Origin of the sequence: Streptomyces sp. ML-6 (assembly GCF_030116705.1) — a bacterium.
Taxonomy (GTDB): Bacteria; Actinomycetota; Actinomycetes; order Streptomycetales; family Streptomycetaceae; genus Streptomyces.
In genome coordinates this window covers 4,414,260-4,431,977 of sequence record NZ_JAOTIK010000001.1, presented here as the reverse complement: position 1 = coordinate 4,431,977, position 17,718 = coordinate 4,414,260, and the positions used below count along the sequence as shown (strand labels likewise).

General features: G+C 72.0%; 19 protein-coding genes. 8 read left to right on the top strand and 11 right to left on the bottom strand.

Annotation, left to right across the window (positions count from 1 at the left end; all coding sequences use genetic code 11):
* The first annotated feature begins 100 nt into the window (after positions 1-100).
* Entirely contained in the window at positions 101-712 is a 612-nt protein-coding gene (locus OCT49_RS19705) for a Uma2 family endonuclease (RefSeq protein WP_283853174.1), read from the top strand.
* A 40-nt stretch (positions 713-752) separates the two neighbouring features.
* Here OCT49_RS19705 and OCT49_RS19700 read toward each other — a convergent pair whose 3' ends face one another.
* From OCT49_RS19700 to OCT49_RS19690, 3 genes are all read right to left on the bottom strand, one after another.
* Positions 753-1,160, bottom strand: a complete 408-nt coding sequence (locus OCT49_RS19700) for a DUF4259 domain-containing protein (protein WP_283853173.1) — start codon at positions 1,158-1,160, stop codon at positions 753-755.
* 105 nt (positions 1,161-1,265) lie between these two features.
* On the bottom strand, positions 1,266-2,117 hold the full coding sequence (locus tag OCT49_RS19695) for an ABC transporter permease (RefSeq protein WP_502963396.1): 852 nt from the start codon (positions 2,115-2,117) through the stop codon (positions 1,266-1,268).
* The gene (locus OCT49_RS19690; protein WP_283853172.1) at positions 2,114-3,136 is read right to left on the bottom strand and encodes an ATP-binding cassette domain-containing protein; all 1,023 of its coding nucleotides are present in this window, start codon (positions 3,134-3,136) and stop codon (positions 2,114-2,116) included. Before OCT49_RS19690 ends, OCT49_RS19695 begins: the two co-directional genes overlap by 4 nt.
* Positions 3,137-3,228: 92 nt before the next feature.
* Here OCT49_RS19690 and OCT49_RS19685 point away from each other — a divergent pair, with 92 nt between their 5' ends.
* Entirely contained in the window at positions 3,229-4,011 is a 783-nt protein-coding gene (locus OCT49_RS19685; protein ID WP_283853171.1) for a TetR/AcrR family transcriptional regulator, read from the top strand.
* Between the two features lie 89 nt (positions 4,012-4,100).
* Here the strand turns inward: OCT49_RS19685 and OCT49_RS19680 are convergent, their stop codons facing one another.
* Positions 4,101-5,081, bottom strand: coding sequence for a YncE family protein (locus OCT49_RS19680; protein WP_283853170.1), 981 nt, complete (start codon positions 5,079-5,081; stop codon positions 4,101-4,103).
* On the opposite strand from OCT49_RS19680, the gene OCT49_RS19675 reads away from it, so the two are divergent.
* Complete coding sequence (locus OCT49_RS19675) at positions 5,080-5,826, top strand: GDSL-type esterase/lipase family protein (protein WP_283853169.1); 747 nt, start codon at positions 5,080-5,082, stop codon at positions 5,824-5,826. The genes OCT49_RS19680 and OCT49_RS19675 overlap by 2 nt on opposite strands.
* A 39-nt stretch (positions 5,827-5,865) precedes the next feature.
* On the opposite strand, the gene OCT49_RS19670 is transcribed toward OCT49_RS19675, so the two are convergent.
* From OCT49_RS19670 to OCT49_RS19660, 3 genes are all read right to left on the bottom strand, one after another.
* Positions 5,866-6,483, bottom strand: a complete 618-nt coding sequence (locus tag OCT49_RS19670) for a helix-turn-helix domain-containing protein (protein WP_283853168.1) — start codon at positions 6,481-6,483, stop codon at positions 5,866-5,868.
* 128 nt (positions 6,484-6,611) lie between these two features.
* Entirely contained in the window at positions 6,612-7,202 is a 591-nt protein-coding gene (locus OCT49_RS19665) for a TetR/AcrR family transcriptional regulator (RefSeq protein ID WP_283855861.1), read from the bottom strand.
* Positions 7,203-7,692: 490 nt separating this feature from the next.
* Positions 7,693-8,346, bottom strand: a complete 654-nt coding sequence (locus OCT49_RS19660) for a hypothetical protein (protein WP_283853167.1) — start codon at positions 8,344-8,346, stop codon at positions 7,693-7,695.
* Between the two features lie 279 nt (positions 8,347-8,625).
* Between OCT49_RS19660 and OCT49_RS19655 the strand changes: the two genes are divergently transcribed.
* On the top strand, positions 8,626-9,219 hold the full coding sequence (locus OCT49_RS19655; protein ID WP_283853166.1) for a TetR/AcrR family transcriptional regulator: 594 nt from the start codon (positions 8,626-8,628) through the stop codon (positions 9,217-9,219).
* A gap of 83 nt (positions 9,220-9,302) precedes the next feature.
* On the opposite strand, the gene OCT49_RS19650 is transcribed toward OCT49_RS19655, so the two are convergent.
* Positions 9,303-9,899 (bottom strand): cysteine hydrolase family protein, encoded by a 597-nt coding sequence (locus OCT49_RS19650; RefSeq protein WP_283853165.1) that lies wholly within the window; start codon positions 9,897-9,899, stop codon positions 9,303-9,305.
* A gap of 104 nt (positions 9,900-10,003) precedes the next feature.
* On the opposite strand from OCT49_RS19650, the gene OCT49_RS19645 reads away from it, so the two are divergent.
* Entirely contained in the window at positions 10,004-10,375 is a 372-nt protein-coding gene (locus OCT49_RS19645; RefSeq protein WP_283853164.1) for a hypothetical protein, read from the top strand.
* Positions 10,376-10,435: 60 nt separating this feature from the next.
* On the opposite strand, the gene OCT49_RS19640 is transcribed toward OCT49_RS19645, so the two are convergent.
* The 3 genes from OCT49_RS19640 to OCT49_RS19630 form a co-directional block, all read right to left on the bottom strand.
* A complete protein-coding gene (locus OCT49_RS19640; protein WP_283853163.1) occupies positions 10,436-12,652 on the bottom strand; it encodes a serine/threonine-protein kinase in 2,217 nt (738 codons plus the stop codon).
* A gap of 213 nt (positions 12,653-12,865) precedes the next feature.
* Positions 12,866-13,336, bottom strand: a complete 471-nt coding sequence (locus OCT49_RS19635; RefSeq protein ID WP_283853162.1) for a DUF5959 family protein — start codon at positions 13,334-13,336, stop codon at positions 12,866-12,868.
* 50 nt (positions 13,337-13,386) lie between these two features.
* Positions 13,387-13,941, bottom strand: a complete 555-nt coding sequence (locus OCT49_RS19630) for a hypothetical protein (RefSeq protein ID WP_283853161.1) — start codon at positions 13,939-13,941, stop codon at positions 13,387-13,389.
* A 123-nt stretch (positions 13,942-14,064) separates the two neighbouring features.
* Between OCT49_RS19630 and pip the strand changes: the two genes are divergently transcribed.
* The 3 genes from pip (at position 14,065) to OCT49_RS19615 (ending at position 17,539) form a co-directional block, all read left to right on the top strand.
* A complete protein-coding gene (pip, locus tag OCT49_RS19625; protein WP_283853160.1) occupies positions 14,065-15,051 on the top strand; it encodes a prolyl aminopeptidase in 987 nt (328 codons plus the stop codon).
* 170 nt (positions 15,052-15,221) lie between these two features.
* Entirely contained in the window at positions 15,222-16,439 is a 1,218-nt protein-coding gene (locus OCT49_RS19620) for an alpha/beta hydrolase family protein (protein ID WP_283853159.1), read from the top strand.
* A gap of 104 nt (positions 16,440-16,543) precedes the next feature.
* Positions 16,544-17,539 (top strand): aldo/keto reductase, encoded by a 996-nt coding sequence (locus tag OCT49_RS19615; RefSeq protein WP_283853158.1) that lies wholly within the window; start codon positions 16,544-16,546, stop codon positions 17,537-17,539.
* The last annotated feature ends 179 nt before the right edge of the window (positions 17,540-17,718 follow it).

The following is a 17,718-nucleotide window of genomic DNA, read 5'->3' as shown; positions in this document are numbered from 1 at the left end:
TTCTCGTTCATCCGGTCGGGTGGCGGAACGCCTTTCGGGCGATTCACCGCGGACCGTCCTACGATGATGACCTCGACATCACCCCTTCAGGAGGCCCGCAATGTCTGCAGCAGCAGTCGAGCACCCCTGTGACGGTGACCCGGAATCGCTGCTCGAAACGGCCAACAAGCTCATGGAGCAGCACCCGGGTTACCACGTCGAGATCATCGGAGGCGTCATCACCGTGGCCCCACCCCCGGACGGACCGCACGGCCGAGCGTTGACCAAGATCATGCGCCCCTTCATCGCAGCCGGTCTGGACGACGGCGAGACGGAGGTCATTCAGGGAATCGGCCTGTGGCTCCCCGGCGGCCCCGAGGACTACGCCATTCCCGACCTGGCGATCGTCGACGCCGATCTCGACGAGCACCTGATCGAGAACAACTGCTACGACCCCGCCGTCTTCCGCCTCGTGCTGGAGGTCACCTCCAGCAACTACAACAACGACCTGCGCAACAAGGTCGTCGCATACGCCGAGGCCAAGATCCCGGTGTACGTGATCGTCGACCGCCGGCACGGCCGGGTGCACGTCCTGACGGAGCCCGTCGGCGGCGGTTACGACAGCCACCAGGTGTACGCCCCCGGGCAGACGGTCACGCTGCCCGAGTCGATCGGCGCCCCGGTGACCCTCGACGTCGACGAGCTCGTCCGGGCCGGCCGCCCCCGCGTCTGATCGACCGGCCGCCCCCGCGACCGATCGGCCCGGCGCCTGATCAGCCGGAGGCCGCCACCAGCACCTCCCGGAGCCGGGCGATGCCCGCGGCCCATTCCTCGTCGCCCCCCTCGTCCCACAGCTCGCGCAGCTCCGAGTCCTCGCCCAGCACCGCGTCGAGGGCCTTCACCGCGAGGGGACGCAGGTCCGTCGACAGGGTCGGCAGCGGCTTGTCGGGGCCGTACGCGGTGGTCACCGGTTCGCCTCCCGGGCACTGGGCGGCGACCAGCGCCGCCGCCGCGACCGCGACCGCCCCGTCGTCACTGTCCAGGTAGTCCGAGGGGGCGATCACCGCCTCCAGGGCCTCGCGGATCACCGCTTCCCGTTCGTTCTCCGGCGTGTCGTCGACCGTCCCGGAGAAGTCCGCCGCGGTGTCGTTGTCGAAGTGGCCGGTGTCCCACGTGCCCATGGATCCTCCGTAAGCGCTGTTCCTGTGCCCCCGTGCTTCCTTACGGAGCGCATGCTCGCACGGGCCACTGACAACGACGGCCCGGCAACTCGGCAACTCTTCAGCTCAGCGGCTCAGTCGTTGGAACCGCCGCACCGCCAGCGGCAGGAACACCGCGGTCAGCACCAGCGGCCACACCACCGCCATCAGCAGGGCGTGTTCCTCCACCCAGGTCCCGCCGCCCGCCACCGGGTTGCCGAAGAGTTCACGGGCCGCCGTGACCGTCGACGAGATCGGGTTCCAGGCGGCGAGGGTGCCCAGCCAGCCCGGCATCAGGGAGGGGGCGACCAGGGCGCTGGAGATCATCGTGACCGGGAAGGCGACGGCGTACAGGCCGCCCGCCGCCTCCGGGTCCGGGAGCAGGAGCCCCAGCCAGACGCCGACCCAGATCAGGCTGAACCGGAGCAGCAGCAACAGTCCGAACGCACCGACGGCGGCGGCCGGTCCGCCGTCCGCGCGCCAGCCGATCGCGAGGGCCGTCACCGCGAGGATCACCAGTTCGGCGGCGGCGACCACCAGGTCGGCGAGGCCGCGTCCGGCGGAGACCGCGGACGGCGCCATCGGCATGGAGCGGAACCGGTCGACGACGCCCTTGCCGATGTCGGTGGCCACGGCCATCGCGGTGTTCATGAACCCCATCGCCATGGTCGTGGCGAACATGCCCGGCATCAGGAACTCCCGGTAGTCGCCGCCTCCGGGCACCTTCATGGCGCTGCCGAAGACGTACCCGTACAGCAGCACGGAGAGGATCGGGAATCCCAACTGCCAGACGATGGCGGTCGGTTGGCGCTGGTAGTGGGTGAGGCTGCGCCGGGTGACGTTCCAGCTGTCGGCGAGCGCCCAGCCGAGCCGGCCGCGTTCGGGGCCGGTCATGTGCGGGGCGGGTCCGGCCGGGTGCGGTGCGAGGGCGGTCGTCATGCCGCCGCCTCCTTCTTCTCGAACTCTTCGGGCGTCTTCGTGCGGTGTCCGGTCAGGTTCAGGAACACGTCGTCGAGGCTCGGTCGGCGCAGCCCGATGTCCTCGATCCCGACGCCCTCGTCCTGGAGGGTGCGCGCGACCTCGGTGAGCGCGGCGACCCGGTCGGCGGTGACCTGGGCGTGGACGCGGCGGGCCTCCTCGTCCCGGACCACGGGGCCGGTCCCGGCGACGCGCTCCACGGCCTTCGCGACCGCCGGCAGGTCGGCGGACTCGGCCGCGACGACCTCGATCCGGTCGCCGCCCACCCGGTTCTTCAACCCGTCCGGGGTGTCATCGGCGATGGCCCGGCCCCGGTCGATGACGGTGATGCGCGAGGCGAGCCGGTCGGCCTCCTCCAGGTACTGGGTGGTGAGCAGCACCGTCGTGCCGCCCGCGACCAACGCCCGTACGCTGTCCCAGACCTCGCCCCGGCTCCGCGGGTCGAGTCCCGTCGTCGGCTCGTCCAGGAACAGCACCCGGGGCGCGAGGATCACCGAGGCCGCGAGGTCGAGGCGGCGCCGCATGCCGCCGCTGTACTCCTTGACGCCCTGGTCGGCGGCGTCGCACAGATCGAACCGTTCCAGCAGCTCCGCGGCCCGCAACCGGGCCCGCGCGCCGCCCAGGCGGAAGAGCCGCCCGAACATCTCCAGGTTCTGCCGCCCGGTCAGGACCTCGTCGACCGCGGCGTACTGCCCGGTGAGCCCGATCCTCGCGCGTACGAGCCGGGGGTCGCGCGCCACGTCCACCCCGGCGACCTCGGCCCGCCCCCCGTCGAACCGCAGCAGCGTCGACAGGGCGCGCACGGCGGTGGTCTTGCCGGCCCCGTTGGGCCCCAACAGCCCGTGGACGGTACCGGGCCGGACAGCCAGGTCGAACCCGTCGAGCGCCCGCTTCTCCTCGGCGCCCCGCTTCCCCCGGCGCCCTCCCCCGTACCGCTTCACCAGTCCTTCGGCACGTACGGCACATTCGCTCACGGCCATGCCGGAACCCCCTCCGTCAATGAATTGGGTACACCGTACCCTAATTAGAGTACAGCGTACTCATTTTTTGGCCGGAGTCTTACGCTGAACCCATGACGAAAAGCGTTTCAGCGGGTGGGGCGGACGGAACGACGAGCGGCAGCGGCGACATCGCGCGCAGTCTGGAACTCCTCTGGGACACCGGCGACCGGCCCAGCCGCGGCCCCAAACCGGCTCTCACCCTCGGCCGGATCGTCACCGCCGCCGTGGCGATCGCCGATGCGGAGGGCTTGGCCGCCCTCTCGATGCGCCGGCTCTCCGCCGACCTGGGCACCGGCACGATGTCGCTCTACCGCTACGTCCCCGGCAAGGCCGAGCTGCTCGACCTGATGCTCGACCACGTACAGGGCGAGTCCCTGGACGCCGCCCCGGCCGACGTACCGGCGGACTGGCGCGTCGCCCTCGCCACCATGGCCCGCGCCTACCTGGAGCAGCTCAACCGCCACCCCTGGCTCCTCAAGGTCAACCAGGCGCGCACGGTCCTGGGCCCCAGCGCCCTGCGGGGCCTCGAACTGGCCCTCACCGGCCTCGGGAACATGGGGCTGCCCGACCGGGAGCTGATCTCGACGATCATCACGGTCAACAGCTTCGTGGAGGGCATCGCCCGCACCCGGCTCCAGGCCGTCGAGGCCGCGCGGCAGACCGGACTGAGCGACGACGCCTTCTGGGAGAACCAGACCCCCTACCTGGAACGGGCCATGGCGAGCGGCGACTACCCGCTGATGGCGGCGCTCGACGAGGACGCCTTCAGCTACGACGTCGACCACTTCGCGTTCGGCCTGCAACGGCTGATCGACGGCTTCGAGGTGCTCGTCGAGCAGCGCGCCGGGGAGTGAACGAGCGCCGCGCCGGGGAGTGCACGGGCGGCCCCGGACGATCAGCCCTCCCGCGCCCCCGAGGGTCCTCCTTCTGCACCCCCGCCGGGTCAGCCCTTCTTCCGCCGCAGCCCCAGGAACACCAGGAAGCCCACCCCCACGAGCACCAGCGTGCCGGTCAGGCCGATGCTCTTCGCGCCGTCCGTGCCCCCGTCGGACGAGCCGGACGAGGTGCCGTCCCCGGACGGCGACTTCCCGTCCTCACCGGGCCGACCGGTCACCTCCACCCGCTCCACGTCGCTCTGCTCCCCCTCCGAGCCGAACATCAGCGCCGACCCGTCCGCCGTGTACGTCACCGACTCGGCCTGCCGCTGGATCGGGGCCCGTACGGCGCGGTCGGCGCCGAGCCTGCCGTTCTCGAAGGCGTAGGCGCGGGCACTGAAGTAGGAGCGCAGCAGCAGCTCCTCGCCGTCCGGCGAGAACGCCCCGTCCGTCACCCACGGCACCTCCCCCACCCGCTTGAACACGTTGGCGCCGCCGGTGGTCAGCTTCTCCGGGCCCTCGTACAGCCCGCCGCCCTCCTCGTTCTTCGACGCGATGTAGACCCGCCCCGTCTTCGGGTGGACCATCAGCGCCTCCGCGTTGCGCGGGCCGTCGGCGTACTTCACGTCGAACTGGGTGGCCCGGACCGTCGTGTCCTTCAGCTCCTTCGGCTCCGGGAAGCGGTAGATCCAGACGTGGTCCCAGCTGCCGTTCAGGTTGTCGCCGATGTCACCGACGTACAGGTTGCCGTCGGGGCCGAGCGAGATGGCCTCCACGTCGCGCGGTTGCCCCACCCCGCGCAGGGTGATCGTCGCGACGGTCCTCCCGGTGCGGGAGTCGACGGCGTAGACGTACGGCCCGTCGTCGCTGTCGTTGTGCGTCCAGTAGATGCCGGGGTGGGCGCGGCTGGCGGCGAGGCCGCTGGACTCGGTGATCCGGGGGTCCTCGATCGTGAAGCTCCGGTCGGCCCCGTCGTCGGCCACGGCCGGGGCCGGCCCGGCGAGGAGGAACAGCGCGGCGGCCACGGACACAGTCAGGTACGAACGCATGGCCCAAGTGTCCATCGTCACGTCGCAGGCCGGAGCGGTGATCCGCGATGATGACGCCATGCGGTTCACGTTTGTCGGCGATTCCATGACCATCGGCTGCGCCGGCGACTTCACCTGGCGCTACCGGATGTGGCAGCACCTCACCGCCACGCTCGGCACGCCGTTCGCGATCGTCGGACCGCGCAGCGCGTTGTACGACACGGCGGCGGACGCCCCGGTCTGTCACGAGTACGGCGCGCCGGACTTCCCCGCCGCGGCCCGCGCCCACCTGGCCGGCTGGGGCGAGGGCTGGCTGCACATGGCCCCGGTGATAGCCGGCACGGTGGCCGAGCACCGCACCGACGTGCTGCTCGTCTCGCTCGGCCTGATAGACCTCGGGTTCTACACCGACAGCGGGCAGACCGCGCTGAACGCCAGGGCGTTCGTCGCGGCGGCCCGGACCGCGAACCCGCACGTCAGGATGGTGTTCATGCCCGTGATACCGAACGTCCGGGCGGAGTCGGACGCCCCGTTCGCCGCCGAGTGCGAGCGCTTCAACGAACTGCTGGCGAAGGTCGTCGCCGACCTCGACGAGCCGATGTCCCCGATCCTGCTGGCGTCCCGCCCGCCGGGGTACGACATCCACCGGGACACGTACGACGGGACGCACCCCGGCCCCACCGGCGAACACCTGCTGGCGGGCGCGTTCGCCGACGCGATGCACCAGGCGTGGGGGGTGGGCGGCCCGTACACGGCCCGCCCGTGAGCCGTTCCCGCCCCGTTTCGGGTACGCGCCCGACGCGGCTCACCGCTGGGCGGGCCGGGCCCTCACGTGCATCCGCTCCCCCTGCTGTCCGAACAGGCTGAGGAACTCCACCGGCTCCGGCCCGGCACTGGCCCACGCGTGCGGGGTGCGCGTGTCGAACTCGGCGGCCTCGCCCGCCGTGAGCACCATGTCGTGCTCCCCCAGCACCAGCCGCAACCGCCCCGCCAGCACGTACAGCCACTCGTACCCCTCGTGCACCCGCTGCTCCAGCGGCCCCGTCGACCCCCGTCCGCCGGGCAGGATCTGCTTGTACGCGTGCAGCCCGCCGAGGTGCCGGGTGAGCGGTACGAACGTCATGCCGTCACGGACGAAGGGGCGGAAGTGGACGCGCGGGTCGCCGGTGGTCGGGGCGCCGACGAGTTCGTCCAGCTGCACCCCGTACGCCTTGGCCAGGGGCAGGAGCAGTTCGAGCGTGGGCTTGCGGCCACCGGACTCCAGGCGGGAGAGGGTGCTGAGGGAGATCCCGGTCGCCTCGCTGAGCTGGGCCAGGGTCGTGCCGCGGTCCCGGCGCAGGGCCCGCAGCCGGGGCCCGACGCCGGTCAGGACGGTCGTGATCTCGTCGTCCGGTCGTTCCGTGTGATCCGCGCCTTTCGCCATCCCCCCATTATTCGGTTCGCGCCCCTGCGGGTCGTCGTCCGGTCCGCGGCGGTTGCGGCGGGTCGCCCGGTCCTCGGGAGGGCCGGGGCGGGTCGCCCGGTCCACGGGGGGAGGAGCAGAGGAGCAGGTCAGGATGACAGGATCATGGCCAGCGAGAGACGGGTCAGCTCGTCGGTCAGCCACTCGGCGTCGACCTGCCGGGGCCGTCGGCCGTGGTGGGCCATGAGCTCGTCCACCGAGTGGTTCAGCACCGTGACGGTGACCGTGTGGTCCCGCGCCACCGCCTCGCCCCGGCGCACGGCGCGCTCGGCCTCGGACGTGAGGAACTCGATCCACATCGACCGCCAGGTCGCCAGGTGCTTGTCCACCTCCCGGCTCACCCCCAGGACCTCCACGAAGGCCACCCTGGCGGCGCACGGGTCCACGGTGACCGCCTTGACGTAGGCCTCGAAGAGCAGCCGGACCCGTTCCGTCGTGGTGCAGTCCTCCATGCCCTCCGCCATCAGGGCGTTCTCGGCCGCGCGGATGCCGTGGGTCGCCACCTCGTCGTACAGCGCCATCAGCAGCACTTCACGGGAGAGGAACTCCTGGTGGAAGACGTGCGTGGGCACCTTCGCCCGGACGCACAGATCCTCGACGCTCGTGTTCGCGTACCCGTACAGGGCGAACAACTCCCGCCCCGCCCGCAGAAGTCGCTCCCGCGCCTCCAGAACCTCCATGGACTGCCCGACCGCACCGTTCCGCTGCTTCGCCACGACACCCACCACGGTCCTCCTTCGTCTTCCGTACCGCTGCCCCCACTCTCCTCGCTCCGCCCCACCGTTGGTGACTCCGCCACGCAATCGGACCCGCGCAGGGTGGTCCCTGGGCCAAGTCCGATTACCCATCGAACCGTTGCTGGTATGGGGTTCCGGGCGGACGGCGGGGCCGGACGGACCTACGATCGCCGTTCGCCGGAAAGACCTGAAAGGGGGTCCCCCGTGGACCGCGACATACACACGGTGGATGACGTGCTGCGCCTGCTGGACGGCCTGTTCGCACCCGATCCGTACCGGTCGGAAACGCGGCGCGGCCGGTGGAGCGGGGGCTCCACCGGCCGCGCGGTGTCCATCCGTGTGGTCCGTTCACAAGGACCCGAAGGACCCGAAGGACCTGAAGGACCCGATCGAACCCGAACCGATCGGATCCGGACCGAACCGACCCGTCCGGTCAGATCTTGCTCGTGCAGATCGCGTTGTACGGACGGCCCGGGCTCGGGAACAGCTCCAGCGGGTCGGAGCCGGACGGGCACTGCTCGGCCTTCTCCTTCAGGTCGACCACCTTGGTCACGCCGCTGCCCGCACCGGCACAGGCGACCTCCTTGGCCTGGTCGGTGACGCAGTCGCCCTTCACCAGCTGACCGCCGCCCGCACCGGCGTCACCGGGGTGGTCGCCGGACAGGTTGCGGCCGCAGATGGTCTTGCTCGGGAGCCCGGACTTGGCGTCGCCGGAGCCGAAGGACACCTTCACCGAGATGATCTGGTCCGTCCCGGCCGGGCACTGAATGGCGTCGGAGAACATGGAACCGCCCTTGACCTCAAGGGCCTTGATCGTCGCCCCGGCCTCGTCGCAGTCCATCGGCTGGTAGCTGTCCTTGACCTCCTTGTCGGGCCCGGCGCAGTCGCCGACCTTCCACTCCTTGGCGGCGTGCGTCCCGTCCTTCTCGGACGAGTCGCTGCACGCGGTGGCCGCACCCACGAGGAGCCCGACGACCAGCACCGCCTTCGAACAGTCCAGGAGAGCCCTGCGGGTGCCGCGCCGGGCCGGAAGACCGGTGCTGCTGCGGCTGCCGCTCCGGGATCGCGTGCTGCCGTTGACGCTCATGCTGCTCCTCAGGATCTGTGCGGGACGTGCCCGCACGGTTTTCGGCGCGCCGCCCGCACGGGCGGCGCGCGTGAGGACGCCGGGAGCGGGCCCGGCGGTTCCCGATCGTCCGGTCTCCCGGGCCGGGCCTCCGCAAGCACGAACCGCACAACCGGACTCATGGAGTTCTTTTCTAGAAAAATCCTCTAATCACGGTGCGATAGGCTGTCGTCATGGCGGAAAACCGGGCGACGGACCACCGGGCAGCGGACACGACGCCCCTCACAGGGCGGAATCACCGTGGCTAAGCAACAACGCGGTGAGGTCACCGTCGACCGGCTCCTGACCGCAGCGCTGGAGGTGTACGCGACGTCCGGCCGGCCGGGGTTCACCGTCACCGCGGTCACCGAGGCCAGCGGCGTCAGCCTCGGCAGCCTCTACCACCACTTCGGCAGCTTCGACGGCCTCGCCGCCGCCCTGTACATCCGCTGCATGGAGCAGCTCTTCGACGAGATGACCGCCGCGCTGAACCGCGCGCGCACCGCCCGTACCGGGGTCCGGGCCCTGATCGTCGCCTATCTGCGTTTCACCGAGGAGCACCCGGACGCCGCGCTCTTCCTGCACGCGTCCGCCCACTCCGGCTACCTCGCAACGCACGCCGACGAGATCCGTACCGCCAAGGCGGCCAAGCTGGCGGTCATCTCGGAGTGGATGACGCCGCGGGTCCTGGCGGGCGAGATCGCCCCCATGCCGGTGCCCATCCTGGAGGTCCTGGTCATGGGGCCGGTCGCCGAGGCAGCGCACCGCTGGCTGGCCCATACGTACGACATGGACCTCGCGCAGGCCGCGCGCATCCTGCCCGACCGGATCTGGCGCACCCTCAGGCCCGACTGACCGCCCGGATCCGGCCACCCCGCCGCCCGCTGCTCTGTCGCCCCACCACCCTGTCGTCCCGTCCCGTCGTCCCGTCGCGTTCTTCAGCCTTCGGCCGGTACGCGGGGCAGGGCGGTGAACACGACGTCCGCGGCACGGGCCACGACCTCCAGGTCGCTGCCCAGGGCCCATTCGGCGACCCGTGAGACCGCGGCGGCCGGGACCATGTCGCTGATCCCGGGCGCGGCCGGTATGTCGTGCGTCGCGTGGGCGTCGTGCGGCATGACGACCCGGTACCCCAGTTCCAGTGCCGTACGGGCGGTGGCCTGCACGCACATCTCCGACATCACGCCGCAGACGACGAGCGACCGGACCCCGTGACCGGTCAGCAGGCTCTCCAGTGACGTCTCCTCGAAGCCGTCGTCCCAGGTCTTGCGGATCACGGTCTCCACGGGGGACGGCTCGACGGGGTGGTGCAACTCCCAGCCGGGCGTGCCCGGTTCGTCGCCCGCACCGGGCTCCCCGTCGTTCTGCACATGGACGACGAGCGCCCCCTCCCGCCGCGCCCGGGCGATCAGGTCCGCCGTACGGTCCACGAGCCGTACGGCGTCGGGCACCGCCCGGTCACCGGTCACGGCATCGGCCTGGACGTCCACGACGATCAGGGCTTCCACGGGGGCTGCGGGCACACGATTGCTCATGGCGTCATCATGACCGCCGACGCCGGGTGCCTCCACGGATTTTGGACGCCCGGCGGCCGGTGGGCGCCGACGCCGCAGGGCCGTGCCGTGAGAGGATCGCCCCCGTGGAGTCATGGACCTTGACGGACGGCGCCGCCCCGGTGGCCGCGGACACGGTGACGGAAGTGCTCCGGAGCAGGATCACCGCGGGGAAGCTCGACGCCTGGCTGGAAAGCGCGTCCGGACGGTCCCTGGCCGTCGTGAGCAACACCGAACGGGCGATGGTGATGCTCCTCGAACACCCCGGCGACCCGGGCGGGCACGCCGCGGACCCCGGGGCCGACGGGTGGAGCGACGGTTTCGAGCTCTCGAACGGCCAGTCCGACGAGTACCCGGACGCCGACACCGTGCCCCTCGGCGAGGCGTTCCGGATCGTCCGCCACGTCCTCGCCACCGGCCGGCCCCCGGCCGATGCCGCGTGGGTCGTCGACCGCTGAGCGAACCCACCGATCCGCCCCCGTCGACCCATCGACCCATCGACCTGGCGCACCGTCACATCAGGACCGGCACTCCGCCATCTTCGGCTTCTTCGGCGGGTTCGTCCTGTCCAGCAGCGGGGAGAGGTGGTCGGCGTACAACTTCTCCCAGGACCCGTCGGTCATGATCCTCTCCAGGGCCGAACACACCTCCTTCTTCAGCCCCTTCTCGTCCGGGTTCATCGCGACGCCGTAGCCCTCCGCGCCCGCGCTGCTGTCCAGCCGCTTCAGCTCGGCGGAGTTGCCCTTGACGAACCCGGCGAGGATGACGTCGTCCGTGCTCACCGCGTAGACCGGCGACGCCGGGTCCAGCAGGTCCCGCACGCACCGGTCGTAGCCGTTCGGGAGCAACTCCGTCATGGTGTAACCGGCCTTGGGCAGCCACCCCTCGTACGTCGACCCCCGCGCCGTGCACACCTCCAGATCCTTCTTCTTCAGCACCCTGGAGTCGTCGATCGACACGGCCTTCGCCTTCCTGCGCACCATGAAGCTGCGGCTCGCCACGTAGTACGGACCGGCGAACGCGACGCTGTAGTCCGGCGCCTTCGCGTGCTTGCGCTCCTCCGTGATGCTGTAGGTGGCGATGACCAGGTCCACCTCGCCCATCTTCAGCTTCGTGCTCCGGTTCTCACTGCTCACGGGCACGAAGACGACGCGCTCACGGCTGTAGCCCATGTCGTGCGCGATCGCGTAGGCCAGGTCGACCTCGTACCCCCGGTACGTGCCGCCCTTGACCCTCTCGCTCAGACCGGGCTGGTCGTCCTTGACGCCCACGGTCAGGGTCGGCTGCTTCTTGATGTACGGCTCCGGTGCGGGCCCCGACCCGGCTTGGCCGCCCGTCGGGTCCGTCCCGCCGTCCTTCCCCAGCCATTCCGCGCCACCCCATACGAGACCGGCCAGCAGCGCCGCGCACACCGCACCCACCACGGCCTTCCGCCGTCCCCGGCCTCCGCCCCGCCCCTCCGGCTCCCGGGCGGCACGCACGGGTGGTACGGGCGGCGTCGCGGACACCTGTACCGGCGGCGTCGCGGGCACCGGTGCCTGCGGCGTCACGGGCGCGGACGCCGCGTTCCCCTTGTTCCCCTTCTTCCCCTCCGCCGCTTCTGCCGCTGCTTCTTCCCCTGCCTTTTCTGCCGGCTCCTCCGCCGCCTTCGCCGGGGCGGGCTCGGGCACAGACTCGGGGGCGGAAGCGGGGTCAGGAGTGGGAGTGGGGTCGGAGGCCCGGGACACGGCGGTCCTGCGGAGAACGTTCCGCAGCATCTCCTCCGCGGTCTCCGCGCTCAGCCGCTGCTGCGGGTCCTTGTGCATCAGCCGCCCCACGACCTCGGCCAGAGCCTTGCCGTGTTCCATCGGCAGCGGGTCCGACTGACAGACCGCGACCAGGACCTCGTACTCGTTGGGCCGGTCGAACGGGTGCCTGCCCTCGACCATCTCGTACAGCGTGACGCCCAGCGACCACAGGTCGGACGCCGGGGTCGCGGCACTCTGCTGCGACGTCTGGCCGAGGAGTTCGGGCGCCAGGTACTTGAACGTTCCGATGAGTTCCCCGGCCCTGGTGAGCGGCACGGCGCCGTCGAAGGTCGCGATCCCGAAGTCCGCCAGGATCGCGAAGTCGTCCTTGGCGAAGAGGATGTTGGACGGCTTCACGTCGCGGTGGACCACCCGCGCCTCGTGGACCGCCCGCAGCCCGCCCAGCACCTGAAGGCCGATCGCGGCCGTCCGCCGCACCGAGAGCCGCTGTTCCGCACGCATCAGGTCCGCGAGCGAACGCGCGTCGAGCAGGTCCATCACGATCCAGACCTGGTTGCCGGACTCGACCCTGTCGTGCACGGCCACCACGTTCTGGTGCCTGATCTTGGCGATGGCCGCGGCCTCGCGCCGCGCCCGGTGCATCATCTGCTCCTGCGTGGCCACTCCCACGGCGTCCCGGCCGAGCAGGCCCTTCACCGCGACGTGCCGGTCGAGACGGGTGTCCAGGGCTTCCCAGACCTCGCCCATGCCGCCGCGTCCGAGGCTGTGCAGGAGTTCGTAACGGCCGTCGATCACATGGTGCGGTGCGGGGGTCGCCGTCGCACGGCCCGACGCCCCGGGGGTCGGCTGCGTCTCCGGCCACGGCTGGGCGTGCTCGGTCGAGTCGCTCCGGAGGCAGTCGTCCGTCCAGCCGCCACCGGGCCCACGGAGGGATTCGTCGCCCTGCCCACTGCCCGAATCGCGGCCGTCCGTACCCTCGCTGTGCATGCGACCCCCTGTGGACTACATGGAGGCAACAGATTAGACGCTCAGTCATATCCGGGCCGATCAACATGACTTGCGATTCGGTCACGTCACGGGGCCTCCCGCATCGGCTCGCACCCGGCCCGTCGACCGGTACAACGGCTGCCGTGCCCTTCTCGATCGGGGAACGGCCTCCGTCGGTCCCGACCGGGAACCAGTCGCACGACGTCGTGTGCCTCAGCGCTTGCGGCCGGGGCTCCACTCGTAGGTCATCGGGGCCGTCTCGACGACTTCGACCGGCCAGGTCCGCCTCACCCGGTCCGCGCCCTCCCGGAGTCGGGCGAGCCAGTTCCCTTCCGGGCGGATTCCCAGGAGCGTGGTGAGGCGGTCCGGGTCCACGACCGAGACCGACAGCAGGCCGCCCTCGTGGGCGCGGAGGACGAGCCGCAGGCCGCGGTCCCCGCCGAGGCCGATCTGCCGCCCCGGGACGAGGCCGGGCAGGCCCTCCTGCCAGGCGTCGAGATCCTGCGGGAGGAGGTACATGTCCAGCCGGGCGTCGAGGAAGCTCGCGGACACGAGCACGTCGGCGCACAGGACGTCGTGCCCGGTCAGCACCCCGGGGCGGAAACGCCCGGTGACGCGTACGACACAGCTGTTGCCCTCGGTGTCCTCCAGCCGGACCAGGTCCACCGGCGCGGGCTCCGTCATCACCGTGCTCGCCTCCCCTGTTTCCCGCTGCCGGCTCCCAGCCCCCGCACCTACGCGAACCGCTCCCCGCACCGGCTGCAGAACACCGGTTCCGGGTCGTGCGAGAGGCGTCCGCAGGCGGGGCAGACGCGGTCCAGCATGCAGGGGGCCTCGCCGCCGCCCCCGTCGTACGGCATCGGCGACGCGACCGGGGGCACGGCGGGCCTCTCGACCCGGGACGTGACCCGGGACGTGGCCGGGGAAGCGGCCGGGGGCTTGATGGTCAGGCCGGGGCGGCGGCGGTGGACGGTCAGGTGGGCGAGGCCGTCCGGGCCGGCGGCGAGCGCGCGGCGGGAGCCGCGGGGCAGCCAGACGGCCGTGGTCGGGGCCAGGTCCAGTACGCCGTCCGGCGTGGTGATCCGGCCGCTGCCCTCGACGACGACGAGGAGGACGTCCAGGACGTCCTCCTGGTGCTCGCCCACCTCGGCGCCCGGCGGGAGGCGCACCAGGTTGGCGTCCAGCTCCCGCCCCTGCTCGGCCAGTTGCCACAACGCGCCACGCTCTTCGTGGGTCGCGGCACGGAGCAGATCGTCGAGTACGGCCAGAACACGCGGTGCGGGATTCACGCCCCTCAGGTTACGCCCCGGCCGTAGGCTGGCTCCTTTGCCCGCGGGAGCCGTCCCGGGCCGGAGAGACGAAGAACCGACAAGTCGAAGAGCCGAAGAGCCGAAGCACCGAGGGAGTTCGCCGTGGACCGCAGACCCGACGAGAAGTACCCGCCGATCGAACCGTACGAGCACGGCATGCTCGACGTGGGCGAGGGCAACCTCGTGTACTGGGAGGTGTGCGGCAACCCGGACGGCAAGCCCGCCGTCGTCGTGCACGGCGGCCCCGGGTCGGGGTGCACCGAGCGGCCCCGGCGGTACTTCGACCCGGACCTGTACCGGATCGTCCTCTTCGACCAGCGGGGCTGCGGGCGTTCCACCCCGCACGCCAGCGACCCGGCCACCGACATGCGGTTCAACACCACCGACCGGCTGATCGCCGACATGGAGCGGCTGCGGGTCCGGCTCGGGATCGAGAAGTGGCTGCTGTACGGGGGCTCCTGGGGCTCGACGCTGATCCTCGCGTACGCCGAACAGCACCCGGAGCGGGTCTCGGAGATCGTGATCCCGGCCGTCACCACCACCCGGCGCTCCGAGATCGACTGGCTGTACCGGGGCGCGGGCCACATCTTCCCCGAGGCGTGGGAGCTGTTCCGGGCCGGGGTCCCGGAGGTCGAGGGGAGCGCGACGCCCGACGTACTGGCCGCGTACGCCCGGCGGATGGAGAGCCCCGACGCCGCCGTGCGGGAGCGGGCGACGGCCGACTGGTGCGCGTGGGAGGACGCGGTGCTCTCCCAGGAGGCGTACGCCGGTCCGCCCCCGTACAGCGGGCGGCCCGACCGGGCGCGGCAGGCGCTGGTGCGGATCTGCTCGCACTACTTCTCGCAGGGCGCCTGGCTGGAGGAGGGGCAGTTGCTCCGGGACGCGGGACGGCTGGCGGGGATTCCGGGCGTGCTGGTGCACGGCCGGGCCGACCTGGGCGGGCCGCTCATCACCGCGTGGGAACTGGCGAAGGCGTGGCCGGACGCCGAGCTGACCGTGATCGAGGGCGCCGGACACCTGGGCGGTGCGGCGACGAGCCGGGCGGTGCTGGCGGCCCTGGACCGGTTCGCGGTCCGGGACGCTTCGTAGCGTCGTCGCGTCACCGCCCCGTCATGTCCCGGGTGGGGCACGGGAGTTCGCAGGAGATCCGAGTAGGACCAGGGTTGTACGGCGTCCGCCCACGGAGGTACGTTCCGCCGCTCCGTTCACCACCCGTGGGCCGACGTGCCGGGCGGTGCCCCGGACCTAGCGTTCGGGGCATGAACCGACGCCGCGGCACGACCGCCTCCGCCCTCCTCGGACTCTCCCTGGCCCTCACCCTCCTGGGTACGGGCCCGGCCACGGCCGCCCCTTCCACCCCCGCCCCCGCCTCCGAGGTCGCGGCGGCCACGGAGTTGGCCCTGCCGCGCCCCGGGGGCCGACACGCGGTCGGGACCCAGACCCTGCACCTGACCGACCCCGGGCGCCGCGACCCGTGGGTGCCCTCGGCGGACCGGGAGCTGATGGTGTCGGTGTACTACCCGGCGCACCGCCCGGCCGGTCCGGGAGGGGGCGGCTCCGCGGCGTACATGACCCCGGAGGAGGCCCGGCTCCTGCTGGAGTCGAGGGGGCTCGACGGTGTCGTCCCCGCCGGGACCGTCGCCGCCACCCGCACCCACGCACGCGTCGACGCCCGCCCCGCCCCCGGCCGCTTCCCGCTGGTGGTGCTCTCGCCGGGCTTCTCGATGCCCCGCAGCACCCTCACGTCCCTGGCGAACGACCTGGCGAGCCGCGGGTACGTCGTCGCCGCCGTCGACCACGCGTACGAGTCGATCGGCACCTCCTTCCCCGGCGGCCGGGTGCTCACCTGCACCGCGTGCGAACGGGTCGAGTCGACCGGGGACTACGCGCGGGTGGCCGTGGGGCGGGCGCACGACCTCTCGTTCGTGATCGACCGGCTGACGACCGCGTCGGGGGCGACGGCCCGGACCGTTCAGGGGCGTCCGGCCCTCCCGTACGCCCGCATGGTCGATCCGCGACGGATCGGTGCGGCGGGGCACTCCATCGGGGGCGCGAGCGCCGCCGCGCTCATGGCGCGCGACCAGCGGGTGGGGGCCGGGCTGAACCTGGACGGCGGCTTCTTCGAGCCGCTGCCCGAGGACGGCCTGGACGGCCGCCCGTTCCTGATGATGGGCACCGAGACCACGCACAGCCCCGGCGGGCAGAACGACTGGTCGGCCGCCTGGGCGCGGCTGGACGGCTGGAAGCGCTGGCTGACGGTCACCGGGGCCGAGCACTTCACCTTCACCGACCTGCCCGTACTGGCCGACCAGCTCGGCCTGGCCGACCCCGCCGCGCCGCTCACCGGGCAGCGGTCCTGGCAGCTCACGCGCGACTACCTGACCGCCTTCTTCGGCCTCCACCTGCGCGGCACGCCGCAGCCACTGCTGGACGGGCCCTCGGCCGGCCACCCGGAGGTCGCCTTCCGGCAGCCGTGAGCGACGGCAACCATGACCGGTGGCCGGTCGTGACCGGTCACGGCAGCCCCGACCGGCCCGGTGCCCTTGCTTCGAGCGGGCTCGAAGGCGTTGGCTGGAGAACCATGAAGTACACACAGCTCGGACGCACCGGACTCAAGGTCAGCCGACTCGTGCTCGGCACGATGAACTTCGGCCCGCACACCAACGAGGTGGACAGCCACGCCATCATGGACGCGGCGCTGGACACGGGTCTGAATTTCTTCGACACGGCGAACGTGTATGGCTGGGGCGAGAACAAGGGCCGTACCGAGGAGATCATCGGCACCTGGTTCGCCCAGGGCGGCGAACGCCGCGACAAGGTGGTCCTGGCCACCAAGATGTACGGGAACATGGGCCCCGACGGCGCGGCGTGGCCCAACCACGACAAGCTCTCCGCCCTGAACATCCGGCGCTCGGTCGAGGCGTCGCTGAAGCGGCTCCAGACGGACCACATCGACCTGTACCAGTTCCACCACGTCGACCGGAACACGCCCTTCGACGAGATCTGGCAGGCGATCGACGTCCTGGTCCAGCAGGGCAAGATCCTCTACGCGGGTTCGTCGAACTTCGCCGGGTACAAGATCGCTCAGGCCAATGAACTGGCCGCCCGGCGCGGCTCGTTGGGGCTGGTCAGCGAGCAGTGCATCTACAACCTGATGGAGCGCCGCGCCGAGATGGAGGTCATCCCGGCGGCGCGGGAGTACGGGCTCGGCATCATCCCGTGGTCCCCGCTGCACGGCGGCCTGCTGGGCGGCGCGATCCGCAAGGAGCGCGAGGGCGCGACCGGCCGCTCGGCCTCCGGCCGCGGCGCGGAGGCCCTGCGCGACCCGGAGCAGCGCAAGCAGATCCAGGCGTACGAGGACCTGCTCGACAAGCACGGCCTGGAGCCCGGCGAGGTCGGCCTGGCGTGGCTCCTGGCGCAGCCGGGGGTGACGGGACCGATCATCGGGCCGCGCAACCAGGAGCAGCTGGACTCGGCGCTGCGGGCGCTGGAGCTCGACCTGTCCCCGGAGCTGCTGGCGTCGCTGGACGAGATCTTCCCGGGGCCGGGGCCCGCCCCGGAGGCCTTCGCCTGGTAGCGCTCGACGACCGAGGGGTGACAGCCCCGCCCGGCCCCGGCCGTCCCGCCTCCTCGCTGCGGCGAGGGCGGGGCGGCGGCGCGCCGGTTCGGCCGCTCGCGGCGCTCCCGCTGAAACCGGGCAGGTGTCAGCGCCCGGCCCGGCGGGCCCGCCGGGTCACGCCCCGGCCGCGGCCGCCA

What these genes read in the sequence shown, in the direction of transcription:
- OCT49_RS19665 (WP_283855861.1), bottom strand. Translation starts at nt 7,202, where the DNA reads ATGGAGGTTCTGGAGGCGCGGGAGCGACTTCTGCGGGCGGGGCGGGAG.
- OCT49_RS19680 (WP_283853170.1), bottom strand. Translation starts at nt 5,081, where the DNA reads ATGCGTTCGTACCTGACTGTGTCCGTGGCCGCCGCGCTGTTCCTCCTC.
- OCT49_RS19660 (WP_283853167.1), bottom strand. Translation starts at nt 8,346, where the DNA reads ATGAGCGTCAACGGCAGCACGCGATCCCGGAGCGGCAGCCGCAGCAGC.
- OCT49_RS19620 (WP_283853159.1), top strand. Translation starts at nt 15,222, where the DNA reads ATGAACCGACGCCGCGGCACGACCGCCTCCGCCCTCCTCGGACTCTCC.
- OCT49_RS19640 (WP_283853163.1), bottom strand. Translation starts at nt 12,652, where the DNA reads ATGCACAGCGAGGGTACGGACGGCCGCGATTCGGGCAGTGGGCAGGGC.
- OCT49_RS19690 (WP_283853172.1), bottom strand. Translation starts at nt 3,136, where the DNA reads ATGGCCGTGAGCGAATGTGCCGTACGTGCCGAAGGACTGGTGAAGCGG.
- OCT49_RS19685 (WP_283853171.1), top strand. Translation starts at nt 3,229, where the DNA reads ATGACGAAAAGCGTTTCAGCGGGTGGGGCGGACGGAACGACGAGCGGC.
- OCT49_RS19695 (WP_502963396.1), bottom strand. Translation starts at nt 2,117, where the DNA reads ATGACGACCGCCCTCGCACCGCACCCGGCCGGACCCGCCCCGCACATG.
- OCT49_RS19705 (WP_283853174.1), top strand. Translation starts at nt 101, where the DNA reads ATGTCTGCAGCAGCAGTCGAGCACCCCTGTGACGGTGACCCGGAATCG.
- OCT49_RS19670 (WP_283853168.1), bottom strand. Translation starts at nt 6,483, where the DNA reads ATGGCGAAAGGCGCGGATCACACGGAACGACCGGACGACGAGATCACG.
- OCT49_RS19615 (WP_283853158.1), top strand. Translation starts at nt 16,544, where the DNA reads ATGAAGTACACACAGCTCGGACGCACCGGACTCAAGGTCAGCCGACTC.
- OCT49_RS19700 (WP_283853173.1), bottom strand. Translation starts at nt 1,160, where the DNA reads ATGGGCACGTGGGACACCGGCCACTTCGACAACGACACCGCGGCGGAC.
- OCT49_RS19650 (WP_283853165.1), bottom strand. Translation starts at nt 9,899, where the DNA reads ATGAGCAATCGTGTGCCCGCAGCCCCCGTGGAAGCCCTGATCGTCGTG.
- OCT49_RS19635 (WP_283853162.1), bottom strand. Translation starts at nt 13,336, where the DNA reads ATGACGGAGCCCGCGCCGGTGGACCTGGTCCGGCTGGAGGACACCGAG.
- OCT49_RS19675 (WP_283853169.1), top strand. Translation starts at nt 5,080, where the DNA reads ATGGCCCAAGTGTCCATCGTCACGTCGCAGGCCGGAGCGGTGATCCGC.